This window comes from Parathalassolituus penaei (assembly GCF_026626885.1).
GTDB classification, from domain to species: Bacteria; Pseudomonadota; Gammaproteobacteria; order Pseudomonadales; family Oceanobacteraceae; genus Oceanobacter; species Oceanobacter penaei.
In genome coordinates, this window is the sequence record NZ_JAPNOA010000016.1 from 20,850 (window position 1) to 44,136 (window position 23,287).

The 23,287-nt window shown below is 56.8% G+C and carries 22 protein-coding genes; 21 read left to right on the plus strand and 1 reads right to left on the minus strand.

Translation table 11 applies throughout. The annotated features are described in order from the left end of the window. The first annotated feature begins 15 nt into the window (after window positions 1–15). The 11 genes from tsaE to OUO13_RS03280 all read left to right on the plus strand — a co-directional run bounded on the left by tsaE (window position 16) and on the right by OUO13_RS03280 (window position 11,881). Window positions 16–510 carry a tRNA (adenosine(37)-N6)-threonylcarbamoyltransferase complex ATPase subunit type 1 TsaE gene (gene tsaE, locus OUO13_RS03235; protein WP_283172407.1) on the plus strand — a complete coding sequence of 165 codons (495 nt, stop codon included), beginning with the start codon at window positions 16–18 and terminating at the stop codon, window positions 508–510. After that, window positions 507–2,147, plus strand: coding sequence for an N-acetylmuramoyl-L-alanine amidase (locus OUO13_RS03240; protein WP_283172408.1), 1,641 nt, complete (start codon window positions 507–509; stop codon window positions 2,145–2,147). Before tsaE ends, OUO13_RS03240 begins: the two co-directional genes overlap by 4 nt. Before the next feature lie 2 nt (window positions 2,148–2,149). Further along, the gene (gene mutL / locus OUO13_RS03245; RefSeq protein WP_283172409.1) at window positions 2,150–4,192 is read left to right on the plus strand and encodes a DNA mismatch repair endonuclease MutL; all 2,043 of its coding nucleotides are present in this window, start codon (window positions 2,150–2,152) and stop codon (window positions 4,190–4,192) included. Continuing rightward, the gene (gene miaA / locus OUO13_RS03250) at window positions 4,192–5,166 is read left to right on the plus strand and encodes a tRNA (adenosine(37)-N6)-dimethylallyltransferase MiaA (protein WP_283172410.1); all 975 of its coding nucleotides are present in this window, start codon (window positions 4,192–4,194) and stop codon (window positions 5,164–5,166) included. Before mutL ends, miaA begins: the two co-directional genes overlap by 1 nt. A gap of 83 nt (window positions 5,167–5,249) precedes the next feature. Then, the gene (gene hfq / locus OUO13_RS03255; protein ID WP_283172411.1) at window positions 5,250–5,507 is read left to right on the plus strand and encodes an RNA chaperone Hfq; all 258 of its coding nucleotides are present in this window, start codon (window positions 5,250–5,252) and stop codon (window positions 5,505–5,507) included. A 14-nt stretch (window positions 5,508–5,521) separates the two neighbouring features. After that, the gene (gene hflX / locus OUO13_RS03260) at window positions 5,522–6,832 is read left to right on the plus strand and encodes a ribosome rescue GTPase HflX (RefSeq protein ID WP_283172412.1); all 1,311 of its coding nucleotides are present in this window, start codon (window positions 5,522–5,524) and stop codon (window positions 6,830–6,832) included. Window positions 6,833–6,966: 134 nt separating this feature from the next. Next, the gene (gene hflK, locus OUO13_RS03265) at window positions 6,967–8,178 is read left to right on the plus strand and encodes an FtsH protease activity modulator HflK (protein ID WP_283172413.1); all 1,212 of its coding nucleotides are present in this window, start codon (window positions 6,967–6,969) and stop codon (window positions 8,176–8,178) included. Then, a complete protein-coding gene (hflC, locus tag OUO13_RS03270; RefSeq protein ID WP_283172414.1) occupies window positions 8,178–9,047 on the plus strand; it encodes a protease modulator HflC in 870 nt (289 codons plus the stop codon). The genes hflK and hflC overlap by 1 nt, the downstream gene beginning before the upstream one ends. 244 nt (window positions 9,048–9,291) lie before the next feature. Beyond that, complete coding sequence (locus OUO13_RS20030; protein WP_428982317.1) at window positions 9,292–9,387, plus strand: DUF2065 family protein; 96 nt, start codon at window positions 9,292–9,294, stop codon at window positions 9,385–9,387. A gap of 12 nt (window positions 9,388–9,399) precedes the next feature. Beyond that, window positions 9,400–10,575: an ATP phosphoribosyltransferase regulatory subunit gene (locus tag OUO13_RS03275; protein ID WP_283172415.1), complete on the plus strand. Its 1,176-nt coding sequence runs from the start codon at window positions 9,400–9,402 to the stop codon at window positions 10,573–10,575. Between the two features lie 13 nt (window positions 10,576–10,588). Then, window positions 10,589–11,881 carry an adenylosuccinate synthase gene (locus tag OUO13_RS03280; protein ID WP_283172416.1) on the plus strand — a complete coding sequence of 431 codons (1,293 nt, stop codon included), beginning with the start codon at window positions 10,589–10,591 and terminating at the stop codon, window positions 11,879–11,881. A 61-nt stretch (window positions 11,882–11,942) separates the two neighbouring features. Here the strand turns inward: OUO13_RS03280 and OUO13_RS03285 are convergent, their stop codons facing one another. Beyond that, on the minus strand, window positions 11,943–12,227 hold the full coding sequence (locus tag OUO13_RS03285) for a hypothetical protein (RefSeq protein WP_283172417.1): 285 nt from the start codon (window positions 12,225–12,227) through the stop codon (window positions 11,943–11,945). Between the two features lie 81 nt (window positions 12,228–12,308). On the opposite strand from OUO13_RS03285, the gene OUO13_RS03290 reads away from it, so the two are divergent. From OUO13_RS03290 to OUO13_RS03335, 10 genes are all read left to right on the plus strand, one after another. Continuing rightward, window positions 12,309–13,232, plus strand: a complete 924-nt coding sequence (locus tag OUO13_RS03290; protein ID WP_283172418.1) for a TIM barrel protein — start codon at window positions 12,309–12,311, stop codon at window positions 13,230–13,232. Window positions 13,233–13,258: 26 nt separating this feature from the next. Beyond that, on the plus strand, window positions 13,259–14,428 hold the full coding sequence (locus OUO13_RS03295) for a Gfo/Idh/MocA family protein (RefSeq protein ID WP_283172419.1): 1,170 nt from the start codon (window positions 13,259–13,261) through the stop codon (window positions 14,426–14,428). Window positions 14,429–14,496: 68 nt separating this feature from the next. Further along, window positions 14,497–15,375 carry a helix-turn-helix domain-containing protein gene (locus OUO13_RS03300; RefSeq protein ID WP_283172420.1) on the plus strand — a complete coding sequence of 293 codons (879 nt, stop codon included), beginning with the start codon at window positions 14,497–14,499 and terminating at the stop codon, window positions 15,373–15,375. A gap of 214 nt (window positions 15,376–15,589) precedes the next feature. Beyond that, entirely contained in the window at window positions 15,590–16,174 is a 585-nt protein-coding gene (locus OUO13_RS03305; protein ID WP_283172421.1) for a nicotinamide mononucleotide transporter, read from the plus strand. Window positions 16,175–16,428: 254 nt separating this feature from the next. Beyond that, the gene (locus OUO13_RS03310; RefSeq protein ID WP_283172422.1) at window positions 16,429–16,878 is read left to right on the plus strand and encodes a pilin; all 450 of its coding nucleotides are present in this window, start codon (window positions 16,429–16,431) and stop codon (window positions 16,876–16,878) included. Window positions 16,879–16,881: 3 nt separating this feature from the next. Then, window positions 16,882–17,373 carry a pilus assembly FimT family protein gene (locus OUO13_RS03315; RefSeq protein WP_283172423.1) on the plus strand — a complete coding sequence of 164 codons (492 nt, stop codon included), beginning with the start codon at window positions 16,882–16,884 and terminating at the stop codon, window positions 17,371–17,373. After that, the gene (locus tag OUO13_RS03320; RefSeq protein ID WP_283172424.1) at window positions 17,348–17,872 is read left to right on the plus strand and encodes a type IV pilus modification PilV family protein; all 525 of its coding nucleotides are present in this window, start codon (window positions 17,348–17,350) and stop codon (window positions 17,870–17,872) included. Before OUO13_RS03315 ends, OUO13_RS03320 begins: the two co-directional genes overlap by 26 nt. Further along, entirely contained in the window at window positions 17,872–18,726 is an 855-nt protein-coding gene (locus OUO13_RS03325; RefSeq protein WP_283172425.1) for a PulJ/GspJ family protein, read from the plus strand. The genes OUO13_RS03320 and OUO13_RS03325 overlap by 1 nt, the downstream gene beginning before the upstream one ends. After that, window positions 18,716–19,108 carry a pilus assembly PilX N-terminal domain-containing protein gene (locus OUO13_RS03330; RefSeq protein ID WP_283172426.1) on the plus strand — a complete coding sequence of 131 codons (393 nt, stop codon included), beginning with the start codon at window positions 18,716–18,718 and terminating at the stop codon, window positions 19,106–19,108. Before OUO13_RS03325 ends, OUO13_RS03330 begins: the two co-directional genes overlap by 11 nt. Further along, on the plus strand, window positions 19,105–23,250 hold the full coding sequence (locus tag OUO13_RS03335) for a LamG domain-containing protein (protein WP_283172427.1): 4,146 nt from the start codon (window positions 19,105–19,107) through the stop codon (window positions 23,248–23,250). The genes OUO13_RS03330 and OUO13_RS03335 overlap by 4 nt, the downstream gene beginning before the upstream one ends. The last annotated feature ends 37 nt before the right edge of the window (window positions 23,251–23,287 follow it).

Below are 23,287 nucleotides of genomic sequence, written 5' to 3' on the forward strand. Positions count from 1 at the left end.
GGTTGGAACAACGTCGTGTTATCGGTAACCGAAAAACTCTGCAAGGCGGTGGGAGAAGCCGCCATGCTGGCATTGGCCGCGCAAATGGCCGCGGCCCTCAGTCGTAGTGGTCAGTCTGGTGGACTGATTTTCCTCGAAGGCACTCTGGGTGCCGGCAAAACCACGTTCAGCCGCGGTCTGATCCATGCTCTGGGGTATCAGGGCGCTGTCAAGAGTCCAACCTACACTCTGGTTGAAGACTATACTTGTCAGTTGGGCCGTATCTGTCATTTCGACCTGTATCGCCTTGGCGATCCGGAAGAACTTGAGTTTATGGGTATCCGCGATTACCTCGACGACGGCGTGTTGTGCCTGATCGAATGGCCTGACAAGGGGCGGGGCGTTTTGCCTGAGGCGGATCTTGAAATCCGCATCGAGGATCTGGGTGATTCCCGTGAACTGGCATTGATTGCCCGAACCGCTACTGGACAAGCATGGCTGGCCGCCTGGCCAGAAGAGCCGGCGTCATGAATTCGAATTCTGTTTCTTTCCGTTTGCACTGGCGTTGGTTGCTGGTGTGTCTGAGTTTTCTGGCGCCATCGGTGCTGGCGGACATCCTCGATATGCGTATCTGGCAATATCCGGACAAGACTCGTCTGGTATTTGACCTGTCCGCTCCGGTCGAACACAAGGTATTTACGTTGCCAGGGCCTGACCGGGTGGTAATCGATTTCACCAATGTCAAAATGAAGGTCAACACGGCGGCCGTGGGGATCGCTGGCACAGCGGTATCGTCGGTACGTACCGGTGCTCCGACCAATAACGTTACCCGTGTGGTACTGGACGTTAACGAAACCTTGAACCCGGTCAGTGAACTGATTCCACCCAACGACAAGTACAAGAACTACCGTCTGGCGATCGACCTCAAGCGGGTTGCCAGTTCGCAGTCGATGTCACCGGTGAAAAAAGCCCCGGCGGTTACCCAGAGTCGTGGTCGTAATCTGATCATCGCGATTGATGCCGGTCACGGTGGTGAAGACCCGGGGGCTATGGGTCCACGCAAGTCACGCGAGAAAAACGTGGTACTGGCAATAGCCAAGGAGCTGCAGGCTCTGGTGCAGAAAGAGCCGGGTTATACCCCGTTTATGGTACGTACCGGTGACTACTACGTCGGTCTGCGCGATCGCAGCGACAAGGCGCGTGCCGCCAACGCTGACCTGTTTGTGTCGATCCATGCGGATGCGTTCAAGAACCCGGCCGCTCACGGTGCTTCCGTGTACGTGTTATCTGATCGTGGTGCCACCAGTGAAACGGCGCGCTGGCTGGCCGACAAGGAAAACGAATCGGACCTGATTGGTGGTGTTTCCCTGGACGACAAGGAAGACCACCTGCGTAAAACCCTGCTTGACCTGTCCATGACTTATCAGCGCAACGCCAGTATGGGCGCGGCCAGCTCGATCCTGAGTCGTATGGGAGCTTTTGCCAAACTGCACAAGCGCAGTGTGGAACAAGCGGCGTTTGTGGTGTTGAAGTCACCGGACATGCCTGCCTTGCTGGTGGAGACCGGTTTTATTTCCAATCCGCAGGAAGAAGCGCAGCTGACCTCACAGGCTTACCAGCGCAAGATGGCCACGGCCATTCTGGCTGGTATCAAGGATTACTTTGCCAAGCATCCGCCGGGTGCGGCACCGCAGTCGCAGCCACAATTGCAGACCGTTGATATCGAAGAAGTTGAACCGGCGGCGCCATCGAAACCGGCTGTAGCTCCAGCTCCAGCTCCAGCTCCGGCCGTTGCTACCAAGCCGGCCGTAACCGTTGCCGCCGCAGCACCGGCAGCGGCGTCCAGTGATGGTTTTATTCCGGTGAATGCTCCGGCCACCACAAACAAGGTGCCGGAGGATATGATTCCGCGACCACCGTTGAATCCGGTAACGCCGCGTCCGGCAGCGGCCAGCAAACCGGCTGCCACAGTTGCGGCTGCCAGCAGCAAGGCCAGTGCTCCGGCACCCGCTAAACCGGCGATTACCCAGTACGTCATCAAACGGGGTGATACCCTGTCGGAAATTGCGGCCAGTAACGGGGTTGCTATTACCGAATTACGGCGGGTGAATGGTCTTAGCAATGACCAGATCCGTGTCGGTCAAACCATCAAGATTCCCAAGTCCTGAGCATGTCGAAAATCCATTTGCTTTCACCCCGGCTGGCGAACCAGATTGCCGCCGGGGAAGTGGTTGAGCGCCCGGCCAACATTGTCAAGGAGCTGGTGGAAAACGCTCTGGATGCAGGTGCCCGCCGTATTGAGGTGGATGCCGAGCAGGGTGGGGTCAAGCTGTTGCGGGTCCGTGACGATGGTTGTGGCATCGAACAGGATGATCTGGCGCTGGCACTCAGTCGTCACGCAACCAGCAAGATCACCACGCTTGATGATCTGGAAGCGGTGATGACCATGGGCTTCCGTGGTGAGGCGTTGGCCAGTATCAGCTCGGTATCGCGTCTGACCCTGACCTCCCGTTTTGAGCAGGCGGAACAGGCCTGGCAGGTCACTGCCGAAGGACGCGACATGCAAACCAGTGTGGCCCCGGCGGCGCATCCGCAAGGCACCACAGTGGAAGTCCGTGACCTGTTTTTTAACACTCCGGCGCGGCGCAAATTCCTGCGTACCGAAAAAACCGAATTTGGCCATCTCGAAGAACACCTGAAAAAACTGGCGCTCAGTCGTTATGACGTGGCGTTTACCCTGCGCCATAACAATCGGGTGATTCACCAGTTACGGGTTGCCGATCGAGGCATCGAGCAGGAACGCCGGGTCGCCACCCTGTTAAGCCCGGACTTTATTGATCACGCGATCCATGTGGATACCGAGGCTGCCGGTTTGCAGTTGAAGGGCTGGGTCGCCTTGCCGACCTATTCCCGCTCGCAGACCGACATGCAGTATTTCTATGTGAATGGGCGGGCTGTACGCGACAAACTGGTGGTGCATGCCATTCGTCAGGCCTATCGCGATGTGTTGTACAACGGTCGCCATCCGGCGTTTGTGTTGTATCTCGAACTGGACCCGAAGCTGGTGGACGTCAACGTTCACCCGACCAAACACGAAGTGCGTTTCCGCGATGGTCGTCTGGTTCACGATTTCCTGTTTCGTACCCTGCATCAGGTCCTTGGCAATATTCGCCCGCAAGACCAACTGGCCCCGGCCAGCAGCAGTAGTCTGACGGCGGGTGTGGATTCTGCTTCAGCGGTTGGTGAAACCCGCGGTTTTGCGTCTGGCGCCGTCGGCAACAGCGAGGCGGCCAATGGTCTGCGTTTGCAGACTCAGGCCGAACCGGTGCGGGGAATTCAGGCCGGCGAGTTCCGTGGTCAGGGTGGTTTGCCGTGGCAGTCCTCGGAGCCGAAACCGACTCCGGCGGCAGTTGCCGAGCAGATGAACTCCTATGCCAACCTGATTCGTCCGCTGGATTCCGACACCGTTCCGGCGGCCATGGCGGAACGCCCTGTATTGGCTGGCACGGCAGGATTTGCCTCACCGAATGACTCGGTGACCAGCGGCAATATGGCCACCGCGGTGCAGACCAATACGCCGGTGGCATTTGCGGGTGTCGCGCCGGCCATGCCAGCAGGCAGTGCCGATATGCCACCGCTGGGGTTTGCGATTGCCCAGTTACACGGCATTTATATTCTGGCGGAAAATCGTCAGGGGCTGGTGCTGGTGGATATGCACGCCGCTCATGAACGTATTACCTATGAACGTCTGAAAGCCGCGGTAGATCGTGAGTCGGTGGCATCGCAGCCATTGCTGGTGCCACAAAGCATGAGTGTCAGCGAGGCCGAAGCCGATGCCGCCGAACAGTACGCGGCGGAATTCCGGGCGTTAGGGGTCGAGCTGGCACGTGTAGGCCCGGAAAGCCTGCTGGTGCGGCAGATTCCGGTGCTGTTGCAACAGGCGCCGGTGACCAACCTGATCACCGACATGCTGGGGGATCTGATTGAGCACGGCTCGTCCGACCGGATTCTCGCTCATCGCAATGAATTGCTGGCCACCATGGCGTGCCACGGTTCTGTGCGCGCCAATCGTCGCCTCAGCGTGGCGGAAATGAATGCGCTGCTGCGCGACATGGAAGCCACCGAACGCAGCGGTCAATGCAACCACGGCCGTCCGACCTGGACCCAGTTGAGCATGGCCGAACTCGACAAACTGTTTTTACGAGGACGCTGATGACGATCAGTCCCACAACACCGGAGCAGGACCTGCCTCCGGCGATATTCCTGATGGGCCCGACGGCATCCGGCAAAACGGCGTTGGCGCTGGAGCTGGTGAAGCGTTATCCCTGTGAGATCATCAGCGTTGATTCGGCGCTTGTGTATCGCGGCATGGATATCGGCACTGCCAAGCCTGATGCCGACATGCTGGCTCGTGCACCGCATCGTCTGATTGATATGCTCGATCCGTCCGAGCCGTATTCGGCCGCCACCTTCCGGGCCGATGCCCTGCGCGAAATGGCGGACATCACGGCGGCGGGCAAGGTGCCTCTGCTGGTGGGTGGCACCATGATGTACTTCAAGTTCCTGCGTGATGGTGCTGCGGATCTGCCTCAGGCCGATGAAGTGGTGCGCGAGCGCCTGCTACAACAGGCGCAGGAACATGGCTGGCCGTGGATGCATGCGCGTCTGGCTGAGGTTGATCCGGTGGCTGCCGCTCGTCTGAAGCCGATGGATTCCCAGCGTATCCAGCGCGCTCTGGAAGTATACGAAGTGTCCGGCAAGAACCTGACCGAACACTGGGCTGAACAGCAGCAGGAACTCTTGCCGTACCGGGTAGTCAATCTGGCTGTCTGTCCGCAGGATCGGGCACGTTTGCATGAACGGATTGCGATCCGTTTCCGGCAAATGCTGGCACAAGGGTTCATTGAGGAAGTGCGCGAGCTGTACCAGCGGGGGGATCTGGATACCACACTGCCGTCGATTCGTGCCGTTGGGTACCGTCAGGCGTGGGACTATCTTGACGGTCTGTGCGATTATGACACCTTCGTGGAGCGCGGAATTGCCGCTACCCGGCAACTGGCCAAGCGCCAGATCACCTGGTTGCGGAGTTGGGAAGATTTGCACTGGCTTGAGACGGATGATCCTGATCTGTTACGGATTGCCTTGAAAATACTTGATACCAACGCCATATTTAGCCAGTCGCTGTAAAAAGGCGACTGGATTGGGGCTTCTACTATTTTTATTAAAACTGCCCGCACACTGGGCGGTACACTCTTTGAGGAGATAACAACATGTCAAAAGGGCACTCTTTACAAGACCCTTACCTGAACCAGCTCAGGAAAGAGCGCATCCCTGTTTCCATCTTTCTGGTAAACGGCATCAAACTGCAGGGGCAAATCGAATCATTCGACCAATTCGTAATTCTGCTGAAGAACACTGTGAGCCAGATGGTCTACAAACACGCCATCTCCACTGTTGTGCCTTCCCGTAACGTACGCATGGTACCGATGGAAGGTGCCGCTGAAGATGGTTCCGGCGAAGAAGGCTGAGGAGCATTATCTAATTGTTCTTTGAGCGCCCTCAGAACGGCGGGGAAGTCGCCGTTCTGGTGCATATCGACTTCCCGGAAGGTCCAAATCGCGAGGATCTCGAGGAGTTCCGCGAGCTGGTGATTTCAGCAGGTGCAGATCCGGTTGGGCTTATTACCGCCCGTCGTGATGTGCCCGATGCCCGCTTCTTTATTGGTACCGGCAAGGTAGAAGAAATCGGCGAGCTGGCCCGTATGCACGGTGCCGAGCTGGTGATCTTCAACCATTCCCTGTCTCCCAGTCAGGAACGTAACCTCGAAAAAGTCCTGCAATGCCGGGTTCTCGACCGTACCGGTCTGATTCTCGATATTTTTGCCCAGCGTGCCCGAACCCATGAAGGCAAGCTGCAGGTGGAACTGGCCCAGCTGGAATACCAGGCAACTCGTCTGGTACGTGGCTGGACGCACCTTGAACGGCAAAAGGGTGGTATTGGTCTGCGCGGGCCGGGTGAGACCCAGCTGGAGACCGACCGTCGACTGTTGCGGGAAAGGGTCAAGAACATTCATGGCCGACTTGAAAAAGTCCGTGCCCAGCGTGATCAGGGACGGCGTGCGCGTCAGCGTTCTGCGGTTCCGACCCTCGCCATTGTTGGTTATACCAATGCTGGCAAATCGACTCTGTTTAATGCCCTGACCAATGCCGACGTGTACGCGGCTGACCAGCTGTTTGCCACCCTCGACCCGACCCTGCGACGTTTGCTGGTGGGCGAGATTGGCGAAGTGGTGCTGGCCGACACCGTCGGTTTTATCCGTCACCTGCCTCACAAACTCGTGGAGGCATTCCGTGCCACCCTGCAGGAAGCTGCCGAGTGTGAGCTGTTGTTGCATGTGGTGGATGCGGCCGCGCCTGAGCGCGACCACAATATTGAACAGGTTGATCTCGTTCTGAACGAAATCGATGCTACCGACGTTCCGCAGCTGCGTATCTACAACAAGATCGACATGCTGGAACATGCTCGTCCAAGAATTGATCGTAATGATCAGGGACAGCCGGTGGCAGTATGGCTCTCGGCCCGGGAGCAAAGTGGTTTTGACCTGCTGCGGCAGGCCATTGCTGAACGCCTGGGTAACCAGGTGCGGGTTCTGGATATTCGCCTGAGTGCAGCAGAATCCCGTTTACGTGCCATTCTGTACGAACAGGGGGCCATTCAGACTGAATCCTACGAAGACAACGGTGATATTTGCCTGCGTATCCGCATGCAGATGGCCGATTTCCGCCGTGCCCTGGCACGAGTGGGAATTCCGGAAGACCGTTTTATCGAACCGGTTCGGGAAGACTGGCAATAACTCCTGCTCGCCAACACCGCGCAAACGGTGTTGGCGTGCATTATCGTTAACCTGGGAAACGTGTCGCGGCAGGCGGATGGGACGCCACCGGATTGACTGTTGAACCAACACATCAAATCTGACTGGAGCGAACTATGGTCTGGAATGAACCCGGCGGAAATGGGAATCCCAATGATCCCTGGGGCAATAACAGTAACCGTGGCAATAACAACCGCGGTAACAAGGGTGGTGGTGGTCAACCGCCAGATCTTGATGAAGCCCTGAAGCAACTGCTCGACAAGTTGAACGGCCTGTTCGGCAACGGCGGTGGCCGCGGTAACAACAACTCCAACGGCGGCAATGACGGTGAAACCGGCATGGGCGGCCTGCTGACCATGGCACTGGCTGTACTGGCCGTGCTGGGTGTCTACAACTCGGTGTATACCCTCGACGAATCCGAGCGTGGCGTGGTGCTGCGTCTGGGTGAGTATTACGCGACGGAAACACCGGGTCTGCACTGGAAGATTCCGCTGGTGGATACCGTGATTCCGGTTAACACCACCAAGGTTCGTGAATCCGAAGTCAAACAGAGCATGCTGACCGAAGACGAGAACATCGTCGAAATCGAAATGAGCATGCAGTACAAGGTCGTTGATCCGGTTGCCTTCGCCCTGCGCGTGGAAAACCCTGAGCGTACTCTGGTGGATGCCGCCGAAAGTGCCCTGCGTCACGAAGCCGGTAGCGCCAAGATGGATCAGGTCCTGACCGATGGTCGTACCCTGCTGGCGGAACAGGTCAAACTGCGTCTGCAGAACTACCTCGACCGTTACCAGACCGGTATTGAAATCAACAGCGTGATCCCGAAAGACATTCGTCCTCCGGCCGAAGTGAAGGATGCGTTTGATGACGTTCAGAAAGCCAAACAGGACAAGGAACGCTTCATTAACGAAGCGGAAGCCTATTCCAACGCCGTGATTCCGGAAGCTCGTGGTCGTGCCCAGCGTCAGCTGGAAGAAGCCTCCGCTTACAAGGAACAGGTCGTGGCGCGTGCAGAAGGTGAGGCCGCCCGTTTTGACGAGCTGTATGCCGAATACCGCAAAGCTCCGGAAGTAACTCGCGAGCGTCTGTACATTGATGCCGTTTCCTCTGTTTACACCAACAGCTCCAAAGTGCTGGTGGATGTCGACGGTGGTAACAACATGATGTACCTGCCACTCGATAAGATCATGCAGTCCATGCCAACCCCGAAAACTTCAGGATCTGCGCTCAGCAGCAGCGATATTTCGCGTCTGACTGACCAGGTGCTCGACGAGGTTCGTTCTCGTCAGAGCTCAGCATCCAGTACTGTTCGCAGGGAGGGCCGTTAATGTCTCCGAAGTCTTTTGCCAGTGCCATGCTGGCCGCTGTCCTGCTGTTGCTGGCCAGCCAGAGTCTGTATGTGGTGAATGAAACCGAGCGGGCTATCAAACTGATGTTCCGTGAAGTGGTTGATCCGGATATCAAACCGGGTCTGCACGTTAAAATCCCGTTTGTGGAAACTGTGAAGAAGTTCGATGGCCGGGTGCTTACCCTGGATATCGCTTCTGCCCGTTATCTCACCAAAGGTAACAAGTTCGTGATTGTGGACGCCTTCGCCAAATGGCGTATCAAGGACGTTCAGGTTTACTACAAGGCGACTTCCGGTAACCGTGCAGAAGGCAGCAAGCTGCTGACCAGTTTGATGAACAAGGGCCTGCGTGACGAAATCGCTTCCCGCACCATGCACGACGTGGTATCCGGTGAGCGTGACGCATTGATGACCCGTCTGACCGAACTGCTGAACAAGGAAACCCAGAAAGATCTGGGCATCGAGGTTCTGGACGTGCGCGTCAAGGCCATCGACCTGCCGGAAGATCTGAGCAAGTCTGTTTACGACCGTATGTCGGCTGAACGTGCTCGTGAAGCACGTGAACACCGTTCACAAGGCCGTGAGTTGGCGGAAGGTATCCAGGCGGACGCTGATCGTCAGAAAACTGTTATTGAAGCCCAGGCTTACCGCGATGCTGAACGCACCCGCGGTGAAGGTGATGCCGAAGCAGCCCGTATCTACAGCGCCGCCTACAGCAAGGACCCTGAGTTCTACTCATTCACCCGCAGTCTGAAGGCCTATACCGAAACCTTCGGTGCCAATGACATGATTCTGCTCAAGCCTGATAGCGACTTCTTCCGTTACCTGAAGAGTCCTGATGGCAAATAAGGGATAAAAAATCCCCGGCACGGGAGTCTTGTCGTCAGGCAATGGCTCCCTGTGCATGTTCAATAGCCAGCAGCTTTGCTAGAATCCTCCCCCCGGGCCACAGGCCCGGTTTTTGTGTGAGGCCTGGATGGAAAATCTGTCTGCAGCACCGGACATCTGGCAGGAACTGGTAATAGCCGCCTGTCTGCTGGTGATTCTGGAAGGCATGTTTCCGTTTCTGTTACCGGTGTAATGGCGTCAGTGGATATTGTCGATATCCTCTGCTCCCGAAGGAGTAGTGCGCCTGTCCGGTCTTTTCAGTATGTTGCTGGGCCTTGCTCTCCTGTATCTCGTCAATTGAATAGGTCTGATAATGACTCTTGCGGATCGCTGGCTGTTGCCCGATGGCATTGAAGAGGTGTTGCCTCCCCATGCGCAGCAGATAGAACACCTGCGTCGTCGTCTGATTGATCTGATGGATGGCTGGGGCTATGACCTGGTTATGCCACCGGTTCTGGAATACCTGGATTCCTTGCTCACCGGTACAGGCAAGGATCTCGATCTGCGTACCTTCAAGGTGACTGACCAGTTGTCTGGCCGCCTGATGGGTCTGAGTGCAGATACCACTCCACAGGTTGCCCGTATCGACGCGCACAGCCTGGCACCGGAAGGTATCGGCCGTTTCTGTTATTGCCGCACGGTGTTCCACACCCGTGCACGTTCGTTGCTGGCCAGTCGCACACCAACCCAGATTGGTGCCGAGCTGTTTGGTATGGCGGGCGTAGAAGCTGATGTGGAAGTGATTTCCCTGATGCTCACCCTGTTGCGCGCCAGCAAGGTTGCCAATGTGCACCTCGACCTCGGCAACGTGGGTGTGTATCGCGCTATCGCGGATCAGGCTGCCATTGCGCCAGAACGCGAAGCCGAGCTGTTCGGTCTTCTGAAACTCAAATGTGCCAGTGACATCGACGCCTGGGCGGAAGCCAACGTCGCGGATAAGGCTGCAGCTGACGCACTGAAAGTGCTGGCACGTCTGCAGGGCACCGTTGAGCAACTGACCGAACGCTTTGAACAACTGATTGCACTGGTTCCGGCCACTGCAACCGAACTGAACCACCTGCTCGACGTTACCCGTCGGGTTGCCAGCCGTCATCCGGACGTTCCTACCTGTCTGGATCTGACTGAGCTGCGTGGTTACCAGTATCACACTGGTCTGGTCTTTGCGGCCTACGTACCGGGTTATGGTGATGCCATTGCCCAGGGCGGTCGTTACGACGAAACCGGTAAAGAGTTTGGCCGTGCCCGTCCGGCACGGGGATTCAGTGCCGACCTGCGGGTTCTGGCACGACTGGGAGAATTTGCACCGGCTGCCAAGCCAGTGGTGGTGGCTCCCGAAGTGGAAGATCCGGCGCTCTGGACTCTGGTCCAGCAGTTGCGTGATCAGGGCATGCGTGTAATCACCACCCGCCCACAGGACAGCCAGCAGGCGCAACAAGCCCTGCAATTCATCGATGGCCAGTGGCAACTGGTCGAAGTGCCAACCGTTTGAGAACGAGACAGTAATGGGTAAAAGCGTTGTAGTTCTGGGCACCCAGTGGGGTGACGAAGGCAAGGGCAAGATTGTTGACCTGCTGACCGAAAAAGCCGCAGCCGTGGTGCGTTTCCAGGGGGGCCACAACGCTGGTCATACTCTGGTGATCGACGGTATCAAAACCGCACTGCACCTGATTCCGTCCGGTATCCTGCGGAACGGCGTAACCTGTGTAATCGGTAACGGCGTGGTGCTGGCACCGGATGCACTGCTGAAAGAAGTACGTGCTCTGGAAGCCCGTGGTGTGCCAGTGATGGAGCGTCTGCGTGTGTCTCACGCTTGTCCGCTGATCCTGCCTTACCACTGCGCACTGGACCAGGCTCGTGAAATCAAGCGTGGCAATGCCAAGATCGGTACTACCGGTCGTGGTATCGGCCCTGCTTACGAAGACAAGGTTTCCCGTCGCGGTCTGCGCGTGGGTGACCTGTACCAGCCAGAATTCGCTGACAAGCTGAAAGAAGTGATGGAATACCACAACTTCTCTCTGAAGCATTACTACGGCGTTGACGAAGTTAACTACGAAGAAACCCTGGCGTCTTGCATGGACTGGGCTGCCCAGATCAAGGACATCGTGGTTGACGCGGTTGACCTGGTACACAGCGTTCGTGAAAACGGTGGCGACATCATGTTCGAAGGTGCCCAGGGCACTCTGCTGGACATCGACCACGGTACTTACCCGTTTGTAACCTCTTCCAACACCACTGCTGGTGGTGTGGCGACCGGTTCCGGCGTAGGTCCTCTGTATCTCGACCAGATTCTGGGTATCACCAAGGCTTACACCACTCGTGTCGGTTCTGGTCCATTCCCGACTGAACTGTTCGATGACATCGGTAACCACCTGCAGACCGTTGGTAACGAAAAAGGCACCACCACTGGTCGTTCCCGTCGTTGTGGCTGGTTCGATGCCATGCTGGTGAAACACGCTATCCGTGTTAACTCCATCAACACCATCTGCCTGACCAAACTGGACGTTCTGGACGGTCTGGAAACCATCAAGGTGTGTGTGGGTTATCAGGATGCTGACGGCAACGCTCTGAAGATGCCAGCGTCTGCTGACCAGTTCGCCAAGGTGACTCCTGTTTACAAGGAACTGCCAGGCTGGACTGAATCCACCTTCGGTGCCAAGGTCATTGATGACCTGCCAGAAAACGCCCGTGCTTACATTCGTTTCATCGAAGAAGCCATTGGTGCGCCAATCGACATTATTTCTACCGGTCCTGACCGTGTGGAAACCATCGTTCTGCGTCACAGCTTCGATCTGTAAGCTGTTGCACTGTCCTGTGTGATCAAAAAGCCGCTGCCTTGCAGCGGCTTTTTTGTTTCTGTTATCCGGGATTTTTCTGCTGTTTTGGTTCTGTCTGTTGTTTTGGTTCTGTCTGTTGTTTTGGTTCTGTCTGCTGTTCTGCTTCTTCTGTTGTATTGGCTATTTCTGCTCCGTTGAGAGTTTCTTGCAATCTGATCTGCAAGAATTTGTAGCTCTCGTTTGGCGATACTGCCGATAAATCCCCATAAAGCCTGATTTTTCGCCGCTGGCCATGTCTACATCGATGGCTTTTGTTGCGCACGATTTCTGAGTCTGCTGATTCAGCCTCCTGATTAAATAATCGCATTCCTCACTCGCAGAACCCCGTATGGCTGGTCCCTGATACGCGGCTGGGTGAGGTCTTTTTATCCTTGTCCGGAGGTCTGTTATGACAATAAAAATTGCCAGTGCCCCCTGTTGCTGGGGCGTGGACGACCCGAAAAACCCGTACCTGCCACCCTGGAGCAAGGTACTCAACGAAGCGGCGGCGGCCGGTTATTCGGCGCTGGAGCTTGGTCCTTATGGCTATTTGCCACTCGATATTAACATCACCGGCCCGGCCCTGCAGGCGCGTGGTTTGCGCATTGCCGCCGGTACCATCTTTGATGATCTGGTAGACCCCGCCAACCTCGACAATCTGTTACGCCAGACCCGTGATATCTGCACCCTGCTGAAGCAGTTACCGGCGTTGGAAAACAGCGACGGCCAACATTTCCAGGCCCCTTATCTGGTGCTGATTGACCATATCCATACCGAACGCAGCCTCACGGCAGGTCATTCAACGCTGGCACCCCGACTGTCGGATCAGCAATGGGCCACCACCATGAGCCATATTCGCCAGATCGCCGAGCTGGCTCGTGACGAATTTGGCGTGCGTGCCGTGTTTCATCCCCATGCGGGTGGTTACATCGAATTTGAAGACGAAATCCGCCGTTTTCTGGATGACCTCCCGTACGAGACGATTGGCCTGTGTCTGGATACTGGACACCTGTTCTATTCGGGGATGGACCCGCTTGAATGGTTGCGCGAACAGGCAGGACGTCTGGATTACATCCACTTCAAGGATATTGATCCGCAGATCTACGACGCCGTTATGAACGAACGGGTCGATTTCTTTGCCGCCTGTGCTCGTGGCGTGATGTGCCCGATTGGCAAAGGCTGTCTGGATTATCCGGCCATTCGTCAGTTGCTGACCGACATTGGTTACGAGGGTTACATCACCATCGAACAGGAGCGTGATCCCCGTAATGCCGACGGCAGCCTTGAGGACGTCAGTGCCAGTCGCGCTTTCCTGCAAACCTGCGGTTTCTGAGCCGCCCAGCCTTAAGAGAGAACAACATGATTTTTGGTGACATCAAGGTAAAAGCTCCGATTCGTTGGGCTATGGTGGGCGGCGGCAAAGGCAGCCAGATCGGTTATATCCACCGGGCGGCGGCACTGCGTGACAACAGCTTCCAGCTGGTCGCCGGTGCGTTTGATATTGATCCGGCCCGTGGCAAGGCATTCGGTGAAACCCTGCTGGTCAGTCCCGAGCGCTGTTACCCGGATTATCAGACCCTGTTTGCGGAAGAAGCGAAACGCGCGGATGGTATCCAGGCGGTTTCCATCGCCACCCCCAACGGTACCCACTTTGCCATCTGCAAGGCGGCACTGGAGGCTGGTCTGCATGTGGTGTGTGAAAAGCCTTTGTGTTTTACCACGCTCGAAGCGGACGAATTACGAGCGCTGGCCAATCGTCAGGGCCGTCTGATCGGGGTGACCTATGGTTACGCCGGTCATCAGCTGATTCGCCAGGCGCGGGAAATGATCGCTCGTGGTGATCTTGGTGAGATCCGTATTGTGAACATGCAGTTCGCCCACGGCTTCCATTCGGCTGAAGTCGAAGCCGCCAATCCGGCGACCCGCTGGCGGGTTGATCCGAAATTCGCTGGCCCGAGTTATGTGCTGGGGGATGTCGGTACTCATCCGTATTACCTGTCGGAAGTGATGTTGCCAGAGCTGAAAATCCGCCGCCTGATGTGTACCCGCCAGAGTTTTGTAAAAAGCCGTCAGCTGGAAGATAACGCCTATGTGATCATGGAATACAGCAACGGTGCCATCGGTACCTTGTGGGCATCGGCGGTGAATGCCGGTTCCATGCATGGCCAGAAGATCCGGGTGGTAGGTTCCAAAGCCAGTCTGGAGTGGTGGGATGAACGCCCCAACCAGCTGATTTATGAAATTCAGGGACAGCCGCAGCAGATTCTGGAGCGTGGCATGGATTACCTGTATCCACAGGCGCTGGAAGACGACCGTATTGGCGGCGGTCATCCGGAAGGCCTGTTTGAAGCCTGGGCCAACCTCTACTTTCGCTTTGCCATGGCTATGGAAGCACTCGGCCGTGGTGATCAGGCCGCGGTAGACGCTCTCGGGATCCCGGGTGTTGATGCCGGTTACGAAGGTGTTCGTTGGGTCGAAAACTGCGTACGTTCGGCGGACGCCGGTGCGGTATGGGTGGAATATCGTTAAGCCTGAAACCGGGCTGACTATTTGGCTCTGATACACTGCCGGTAGCAGGATCAGGAACTATCGCCACCATGATGCAACGTTTTGCCCGGGCTTCCACACGCTGGAAGCCCGAAATCGAACAACGCGCCGAGCTGATGTACATGTGCAAGGCCGAGGTAAACTACACCCGTTTGCTGCGCGCCATGCATATGCACGAAGACCGGGTTGAGGTGGTGCTGATCCGCGAAGGCAGTGGTACTCATCTGATTGACGGACGTCCGTATAACACCCGTCAGGGAGATCTGCTGGTCTACAACGCCGGAGTCTTACACGACGAGTCGGCCACCCCCGATGGGGGTATGGCGGTTTATTGTTGTGGCTTTCGTGGATTGCGGCTCAAGGGGTTGCCTGCCAACTTTCTGGTAGCAGGCGGAGAAGCCGCTGTGTTTGCCACTGGTGCGCTGTTTGACGAGTGTGCCAGTCTGATGGAAATCCTCTACGAACATGCCGATACCAGCAGCGCCCGCCGCTTATCGTTCTGCAACCAGCTGCTGCAGGCGCTCATTCTGTTGCTGCTGGAAGTGGTGGGGGATGACCAAAATGCCCGCCTCAGCGCCACACCGGATACCGGCATCCGGATCAAACAGTTTATTGATGATCATTACCGCGAGCCGCTGGATCTGAAGTCGATGGCAGCCAGTCTGGGCATGAGCCACTTTCATCTGGCACGCCAGTTTCGCGCCACCACCGGTTACAGCCCAATCCAGTACCTGATCCGGCGTCGGATCGGTGAAGCCCAGTCGTTGTTGATCAGTACCCGCCTGAGTGTGACGGACATTGCCCTGCGGGTTGGTTACGACAACAGCAATTATTTCCACAGTGCCTTTCGCAAGGTGGTGGGCGTGACACCTGGGGATTATCGACGTTTGTGTATCAGTGAAACCGACACTGATCCTGATCCTGCCTGACACCTGTTCGATGCCGACTGGCGTTGCGAATAGCTGTCAGAATACTGATCAGAGTGCTTATCAGAATGCCGGAATTGGTTGCTCCCGCCCCATAAAGTTGACTGCTGATAAAAAATAACCGGCTGGCAATCAGACTCATTCACAGGTCATTACAGGCCAGCGCGGCACAGGTAGGCTAGTGTCTCTTTCGAATACTGGACGGAGCTTGAGCCCTATGGATCTGCTGTTACAAATCTGGGGAGGCGGTTGTTACCTCTCCAACAAGGCCCTGTTTGCGATTGCGGAAGGTCGCGAAGCCTATTGGCGCAAGCAGCTGCGGATTCTGGGCTGGCTGGTGTACATCATTGGTGTACCGGCCTGGGTGATTATTCTGGTTGGCCACGACAACTGGATTGCCGCCTCCATTGAAGCGGGTGGTATCCCGGCCATGCTGCTGGGCTTGTATAACACCATACACGACCACCAGCGCCAGCATCGCTGGTTCAACCACTTTGTATCCTTCTGCACCTGGGGCTCACTGGTATTTGGTGTGGCGTTCAGTGTTTGGGATAACGGTGGTCTTGGCTCGGTCAGCCAGATACTGGAAATGGGGGTCATGGTGGGGTTCCTGATGGGCAGTTACCTGCTGGCGCGCGGTAATCCGGTGGGCTGGCTGATGTTTATGCTGATGAACCTCAGCATGTCGACCCTGATGGGCCTGCAGGACAAATACATCCTGATGATCCAGCAGTTGGTATCCCTCTGTTTTGTGATTTACGGCTTCCGTACTGCCATGCGTCAGCGTGCCAGCCTGGCCTGATCCCGATTTTTCATATGCCTGCCCGGTTATCCAGACCGGGCAAAATCCTCACGTAATTCAAGCAGATGGCGCTGTTTGGGCGAAATGTATGATGCAATTGTGTCATTAGCGCCTTACCAGACATCCTGACTTTTTGTGCATCTCCTGCCTATCTCCCGGCAGCGCTTCATGCCTGTTCTATGGTTATGAAAGTGTTCAACTGATTCTGGCCAGGTCTCTGCAGTGGCTGGAATCCTGCTACCGGGAGTGGCGTTATGTATTTGCGACGAGTATCGGGTTTTACACTGATCGAACTGATCATGGTAATTGTGATTCTGGGCGTGCTGTCTGCATTTGCTCTGCCGCGTTTTGCGGATCTGGGTGGTGATGCACGCGTAGCCAGCCTGAATGCGCTGGCGGGCAACCTGCGTTCAGCCGCCAATATTGCCCATGCCCAGCAGCTGGCGGATGGTGCTAGTGGTTCCACCGGTGTCACCCTTGATGGGGTGGCGATTACCATGGTCGGCGGTTATCCAACCGCGGATGCCGATGGTATTTCGGCGGCTGCTCAGGTGAGTTCCGACTATGTAGCAACTGAGGCAACCGGAACCCTGACCTACGACCTGAATCCGGCTCGTACCAACTGCAATGTGGTGTACACCGCTGCTGACGGCACTACCCAGATCACCGCTGGGGTGACTGTGACCACTTCTGGTTGCAACTGATGCATGAAACCGGCATCCGGATACACCCTGATCGAACTGGTGATGGTGATGATCATCGTGGGTGTGCTGGGTGCCATTGGTGCGGGCCGGTTTGCGGATTCAGAATCCTATGACCGTCGTGCCATTGCCGAATTCTGGCTGGGCAGTTTGCGTCAGGCCCAGCAGGTGGCGATGGCGCGGGCTGCTGATTCGCAGCTGACCTTGCAGATTCGGGTCGACAGCAGCCAGTGGCGACTGTTAATCACGGGTGGCACTGGCCAGACCCAGGTGCAGAGCTGGCCATCCGATGGGCTAAGTCTGTATCAGGGCAGTAGCGGTGCTTCCGGTTGCCGCGGTATGAGTGTGGTGACCTCATCACTGGATATCGGTCTGGATGGCGATGGTAATCTGGCCTCCGGCACTAATCTTGCGCTCTGCATCAACACCGATCCTTCCACCAATATCTGTCTTGCCTCCTCCGGGTACGCCTATGCGGGAATATGCCAGTCACTCTAGTGGCCGTGGCGGTCGCCAGCACAGTCGCGGTTTCAGCCTGATCGAAAGTGTGATCACCATTGTGGTGCTCGGTGTTGCGTTGACCGCGGTTGGCCGTGGTTTGTATAACCGTATTGGCCATTCTTCCGACACACTCTGGGAGGTGCGTGCCCTGCAGCTGGGCCAGAGTTATCTCGACGATGCCTTGTCGCTGGCGTATCAGGAAAACTCACCCACCGGCGGCGGAGCGGTGGGCAACTGTGTGATTGGCGGGCGCGAGAACGGTGAAAATAACCGCAGCCGCTACGACGATGTGGATGACTACAACGGCCTCAGCGAACAAGGCTCGTTTCTCGATAATTCGGTACAAACCGATTATTCCCAGTATCAGGTCAGTATCACGGTCAGCTGTGCCAACGCCACGGGTGGCGCTTCGGTATCGAGCAAACTGGTGCAGGTGCAGGTAACCGGCCCGGCGGGTTTGCAGGTAAGGCTGGCAGCGGTGCGGGGGGATTTCTGATGCTGCATCTCTCCTTTTACCCGTCAGGCCGCGCGCGCGGTTTTACTCTGATCGAACTCGTCATGGTGATTATGCTCACTGGTATTCTGGCAGTGATCAGCTCCGATTTTATGCGACGTTCGGTGGATGGCTGGCTGGCCCAGTCCGGGCGTTCGGAAATGGCCAACGCGGCGGCGGCGGCCAGTGAAAAACTCGGACGCGAAATCCGCCGAGCCTTGCCTAACAGCGTGCGCACCTTTCGTGATGGTGGCCAGAATTGCATCGAACTGGTGCCGGTTCTCTACAGTTCTGAATACATCACCATGCCGGTTGCCAGTGCGGCCAGCCAGTTCCGGGCGGTGATGTTTCCATCCGGTGTCGGTGGTGAACGCGGTTACGTGGCGGTGTATCCCTACAGCAGCCGGGTTGTTTACGGTAATGGGCCGTTTCGGGGCGCTGCTATTTCAACCTCTCTGGCCACGGCCGCCGCACCGGCTTCTAATGAACAACTGGTGCAGCTTGCTGCCACGGAGCAGTTCCCTTCGGATTCTCCCCGTAAACGCTTTTTTCTGGTGGATACCCCGGTGGCCTGGTGTGAAGACGGTGCCGGTGGCTTATGGCGCTACCGCAATTACGGCTTTGCGGCGGACAGCCGTGGGCTGATTCCAACCTCGGGCGCTAATGCCGAACTGGTTATCAACAACCTGCTGCCCGGCAGTTTTGCGGTGGAGGTGGATGCTGCTCAGCTGCAGCGTAATGCGGTCGTGCGATTCAGCTTCAGTCTGCTGCGCTCACAACGTACCGGTAACTGGCTGGGTACAGGTGGTGAACAGACACCGCTGGTCATGGAGGTCCAGTTACAGAATGTTCCCTGAATCCCGATACCGGTTTGCCCAAGGCATGGGCTTGCCAATGGCGCTGTTTGTGATTGTGGTGCTCAGTCTGGTCGGGCTGGCGGTGGAGCGTTCTGCTGAAACTGATGCCAGCACCCACGGCCACCGGATTGCCTCGGTGCAAGCCTGGTATGCGGCTAACTCGGGGGTACAACTCTGGTTGCCACAGGTGCTGGCCAGCAGCCCGTGTTCATGCCCGGCTGGTGATACGTTGGTCATGACGGTAGCTGGGTTAAACGGCTGTTCGGTGGTGCGGCAATGTCAGGCAATGACCGTAGCCGGAGAGTCTTATTGCACCGTGTCGGCGGTGGCGCGTTGTGATGGCGGCAATGCCAGTCGGGCAGTGGAGGTACGGGTCAAATGAAACACTGCTGGGGCTGGTTATGCATTCTGTTTGGCTGCTGGTTATGGTTCGCTCCTGCCGCGCAGGCCGGGAGCGGCATTACCTATTCCTCGACCTCCACCTATCGCTTGTGGGAGCAGGCGGCGACGCCGCTGGACGTGCCGAGTAATGAAAAAACCATCACCTGGGATCGGTTGTTCACCCTGTATCCGAACGATGATGATCAGGTGACTCTGCCGATCGGCTTTAACTTCCAGTTTGGTTCCAGCACCTATTCGTCGGTGAAAGTGTTAACCAACGGCCTGGTGCAATTCTATTCACTCGATCTGCTGTATCTGGACTACAGCAACGATCCTATCCCCACCAGCTCCGGTAGTCGTTATATCGCAGCTTATTGGGATGACCTGGTGGATGACGATCAGGCCAAAGTCACCTGGGGAACCATGGGCACGGCGCCGGAACGGCGTTTTGTGGTCACCTGGTACAACGTCCGTGCCTATGCCAATAACCTGCGCTATGACTTCCAGCTGGTGCTGTACGAAAACGGCGATATTCGTCTGCGTTACAACAACAACGAAGCCAACGGACAGAGTGCCACCATCGGTCTTGAAGTATCTGGCACTGATTACGCCCAGTATTCCTATAACCAGAGCAGCGTCTCCACCAGTTTTGACCTGGTATTCCGTAACCGTAACCTGATGTTGCCGGACCCGGTGGCCTGGTACAGCCTGGATGCCGACAGTTACAGTGGGGTGGCGTCGGAAGTGAAGGACATCAGCGGTAACCAGTTGCATGGTATGGCCTATCACGGTGCTACCACCGGCGGGAATCGATCGGCGATTAGCGGCACCATCGGCACCTGTCGTTATGGTTATTTTGATGGTGTGGATGACTACATCGAAATTGCGGATAACAACCTGCTGGACCAGCCAACGGCGGTATCGGTTGGAGCCTGGATAAGGTTTGACGCCATGCCCGCTGGCGATATCCGCACGATAGTTTCGAAGGATGAGAACTACGAATTTCACATTGACCAGTCCGGACGGGTGTACTGGTGGTGGGTTAATCCTTACGGTCGAACGTATGCTTTATGGAGCAATGTGTATCTGGTGCCGGGCACCTGGTATCACATCGCCATCAGTTACCGCAGCGGTTATCAGGCTATGTACGTCAACGGTGCGCTGGTGGCCAGTGCGACGGTGGTGGATACCTTGCAGGTCAACTCCGATCCGCTCCAGATTGGTGGTGATCAGGGCATGGCTGGCCGTTATTTCCAGGGCAGCATTGACGAGGTGATGGTGTTTAACCAGGCGCTGAGTCAGAACCAGGTGCTGGAAATGATGCGCAAAACCCGCCCGTGCCCGGCGTTTAATCTCTGTATTGGCAGCTTCCCTGACGGTCTCGCCAGTTATTCCGGTGGCACCATTACGTTTGCGGATAACGCCCAGCTGTTTTTCAGCCCCACCGACAAACTCTATGCCGGTACGGTTTCCAACTCGGCGACCAGTAGCCTGTTGTCCTGTGTGTCGGTGAGCTGTACGGCCTCGGCGCAAAAAGCACCGTATCCACCGGAGCAAACCTTCCAGACCACGGTGCAGGGCAATAACGTTACTATTCCGGCCAGTACGTCATCGAATCTGGGGGGCACGTCAACCTATCAGCGCATTACTGTCAGGGACAATGCCACTGCGGTATTTGGTGGTGGGCGTAGCCAGTACGTGATCGATTCCATTGTCACCGGCACTGGCGCGGTATTGCAGCTGGAGCCCGCGACCTATTGGGTGCGTAACCTCAGCCTGGGTGCCAATAACCGTATCAACGTCAGTGGTTCGGGCGCCGCGCGCCTGTTTGTGCAGGATTCCATGACCACTGGCACTGGTTTATTGGCTAATTCGCCGGGAGCGGAACAAACCGGTAATGTGTCATTGCTGTTGTTGTACGCCTACAACAACCTGACCATTGGCAGTGGCTCTACCTTCAGTGGAGTTGTGTTTGCCCGTGGAAACTACACTCAGAACAGTAGCAGTTACCTGTTCGGTGCAGCGACCGCTGCTAACCTGACGCTCAATAGTGCTGCCAAGGTCTATTACGCCCCCGATACTGTAGCCGATACCGAGTTTGGTGCTATCTGTTCCTCCGCCTCCTGTGTTTTGGGAGGATTCCAGGTCACCCAGCCGGCTTATGGGCTGGCTTGTCCGGACAGTCGGATGGCCGTGACACTGCAGGCCATGTGTGCTGACGGTATCAATCTCAAGACGGATTACGCCGGGACCATTCGCACCACGACCAATAACGGCAGTTCCAGTTCGTTTTATAGCAGTAGTTCTGCGACCACCGCGACGACCGATTTTGTGCTGAGTGGCCTAGAGGGCGGACAAACCACTGTGTATCTGGAGCACCGCAATGAACAGCCACAATTGCTGGTAACCGCCACCGACCTGAACACCGGGTTGAGTGGCAGCGGCAGTGCGGTAACGGATGTACGGACGTCTGGCTTCAAGGTGGTGACCCAGCCAGCTGCCATGACCTGTGGGGGCAACACCAGTCTGGCTATTGTGGCGGTGGGACAGAACCAGACGGCGACGGCTTGTCAGCAGCTGACCGGTTTTACCGGCACTAAAAATCTCAAGGCCTGGTTCAGCGCCAGTGTTACGGTGCCGCCCGAGGCCACCACCGTCAGCACGGTAACCACACCTTTACTCATCAACGGCACCTCGATCAGTGCCCAACAGCAACCGGCCAGCACCAATCTGGCGCTGGCGTTTAGCAGCGGTCGAGCCGACGTGCAGCTGGCATACGGCAACAGCGCCCAGATCACCGGGCTTAATCTGCGTTACGACAGCAGCCCGCATGATGGCACCAGTGGTTCCAGTGCCAGCAATGCCGGTATCGGGCCGTTATTGGCGTCGACCGACGGCTGGGTGGTACGGCCACAACAGGTGAAACTGGCACTGGTTAACAACAGCACTTGCAGCAGTGTCAGCAGCAGTTGTAGTCCGATGGTGCGTGCCGGTGACAGCTTTGCCATTGAGGCGCGCGCTGAGTGTTCGGATGGTTCTCTGGCTACGGATTATCGGGGCACGGTGAATCTGGCTTCACTGATCCAGTTGCCAGCAGGGGGCAATAATCCGGCACCGCTGCCATCCTCGTTCAGTATTGCGGCCGGTAACGGTGGGCATCTGCAGCAGAATATCAGCCTGTCGGAAACCGGGATTTTTACTCTGGTCAGCAGCGCCAGTTATCAGGGCACGGCGCTCAGTAATTACAACCTGGCATCCGTCGGCCGTGTGGTGCCGCATCATTTCCGGATTGTGGCGCCGGTCTTGAGTCAAAGCTGCAGCACCTTCACCTATATGGGCCAGCCGGGAATCAACGCCAGTTTTCATATTCAGGCGGAAAACGCGACGAACAGCATCAGCCTGAACTATCAGGGCAGCCTGGCCAAGGCTACTCTGGGCTGGGTTGCCGAGCAGAATAACAACGGTACGGATCTGTCGGGGCGGCTGGCCGGTGGGGTGAATCCGGTCTGGAGTGCCGGTGAGGCCGATGTGGTAACCGACCTGCAGCTGAACCGTGGCAGTGCGCCGGAGAATCCGCTCGATAATCTCGCCATAGGGGTCTCGGTTGTGGATAACGACGGAGGCTGGAGCCCGCTGGTGGTGCGTGATCTGTATCCGGCTGCAAGCGGTGACTGTGCCAGCGCCGGAAACTGCAGCGCGTTGACGCTGGGTACGGCCAATCTGCTGTATGGTCGCCTGCAGCTCAACAATGCCAGTGGCCCGGAGCTGGAAGACCTGCGGCAGGATATCGAGCTGCAGTACTACCTGAATAATCGCTGGCTGGTGAACAGCGCCGATAGCTGTTCCAGCCTGGCGTTGGGCTCCATGGTGGTGGATTCCAGTTCTGCCGAGGGCAATCTGGTGGCGGGTGAAACCGTTCCAACCCTGATGAGCAGCGTCAGCAGTGGTGGCGGTTATGTGATGCATTCGGCGCCAGGGCTGGATAACAACGGTTCCCTGTTATATCGCTATCAGGCTCCGGCCTGGTTGTTAACTGAAACCAGTGGTGATGATAACTATCAGGACTCCCCGGAAGGGCGGGTGATTTTTGGTGGCTATCGTGGCAACGACCGGGTTATCTACTGGCGCGAGCAGACCCGTTAATCAACGTGTCCTGAAAGACAGAAGCCCCCAGCGGGGG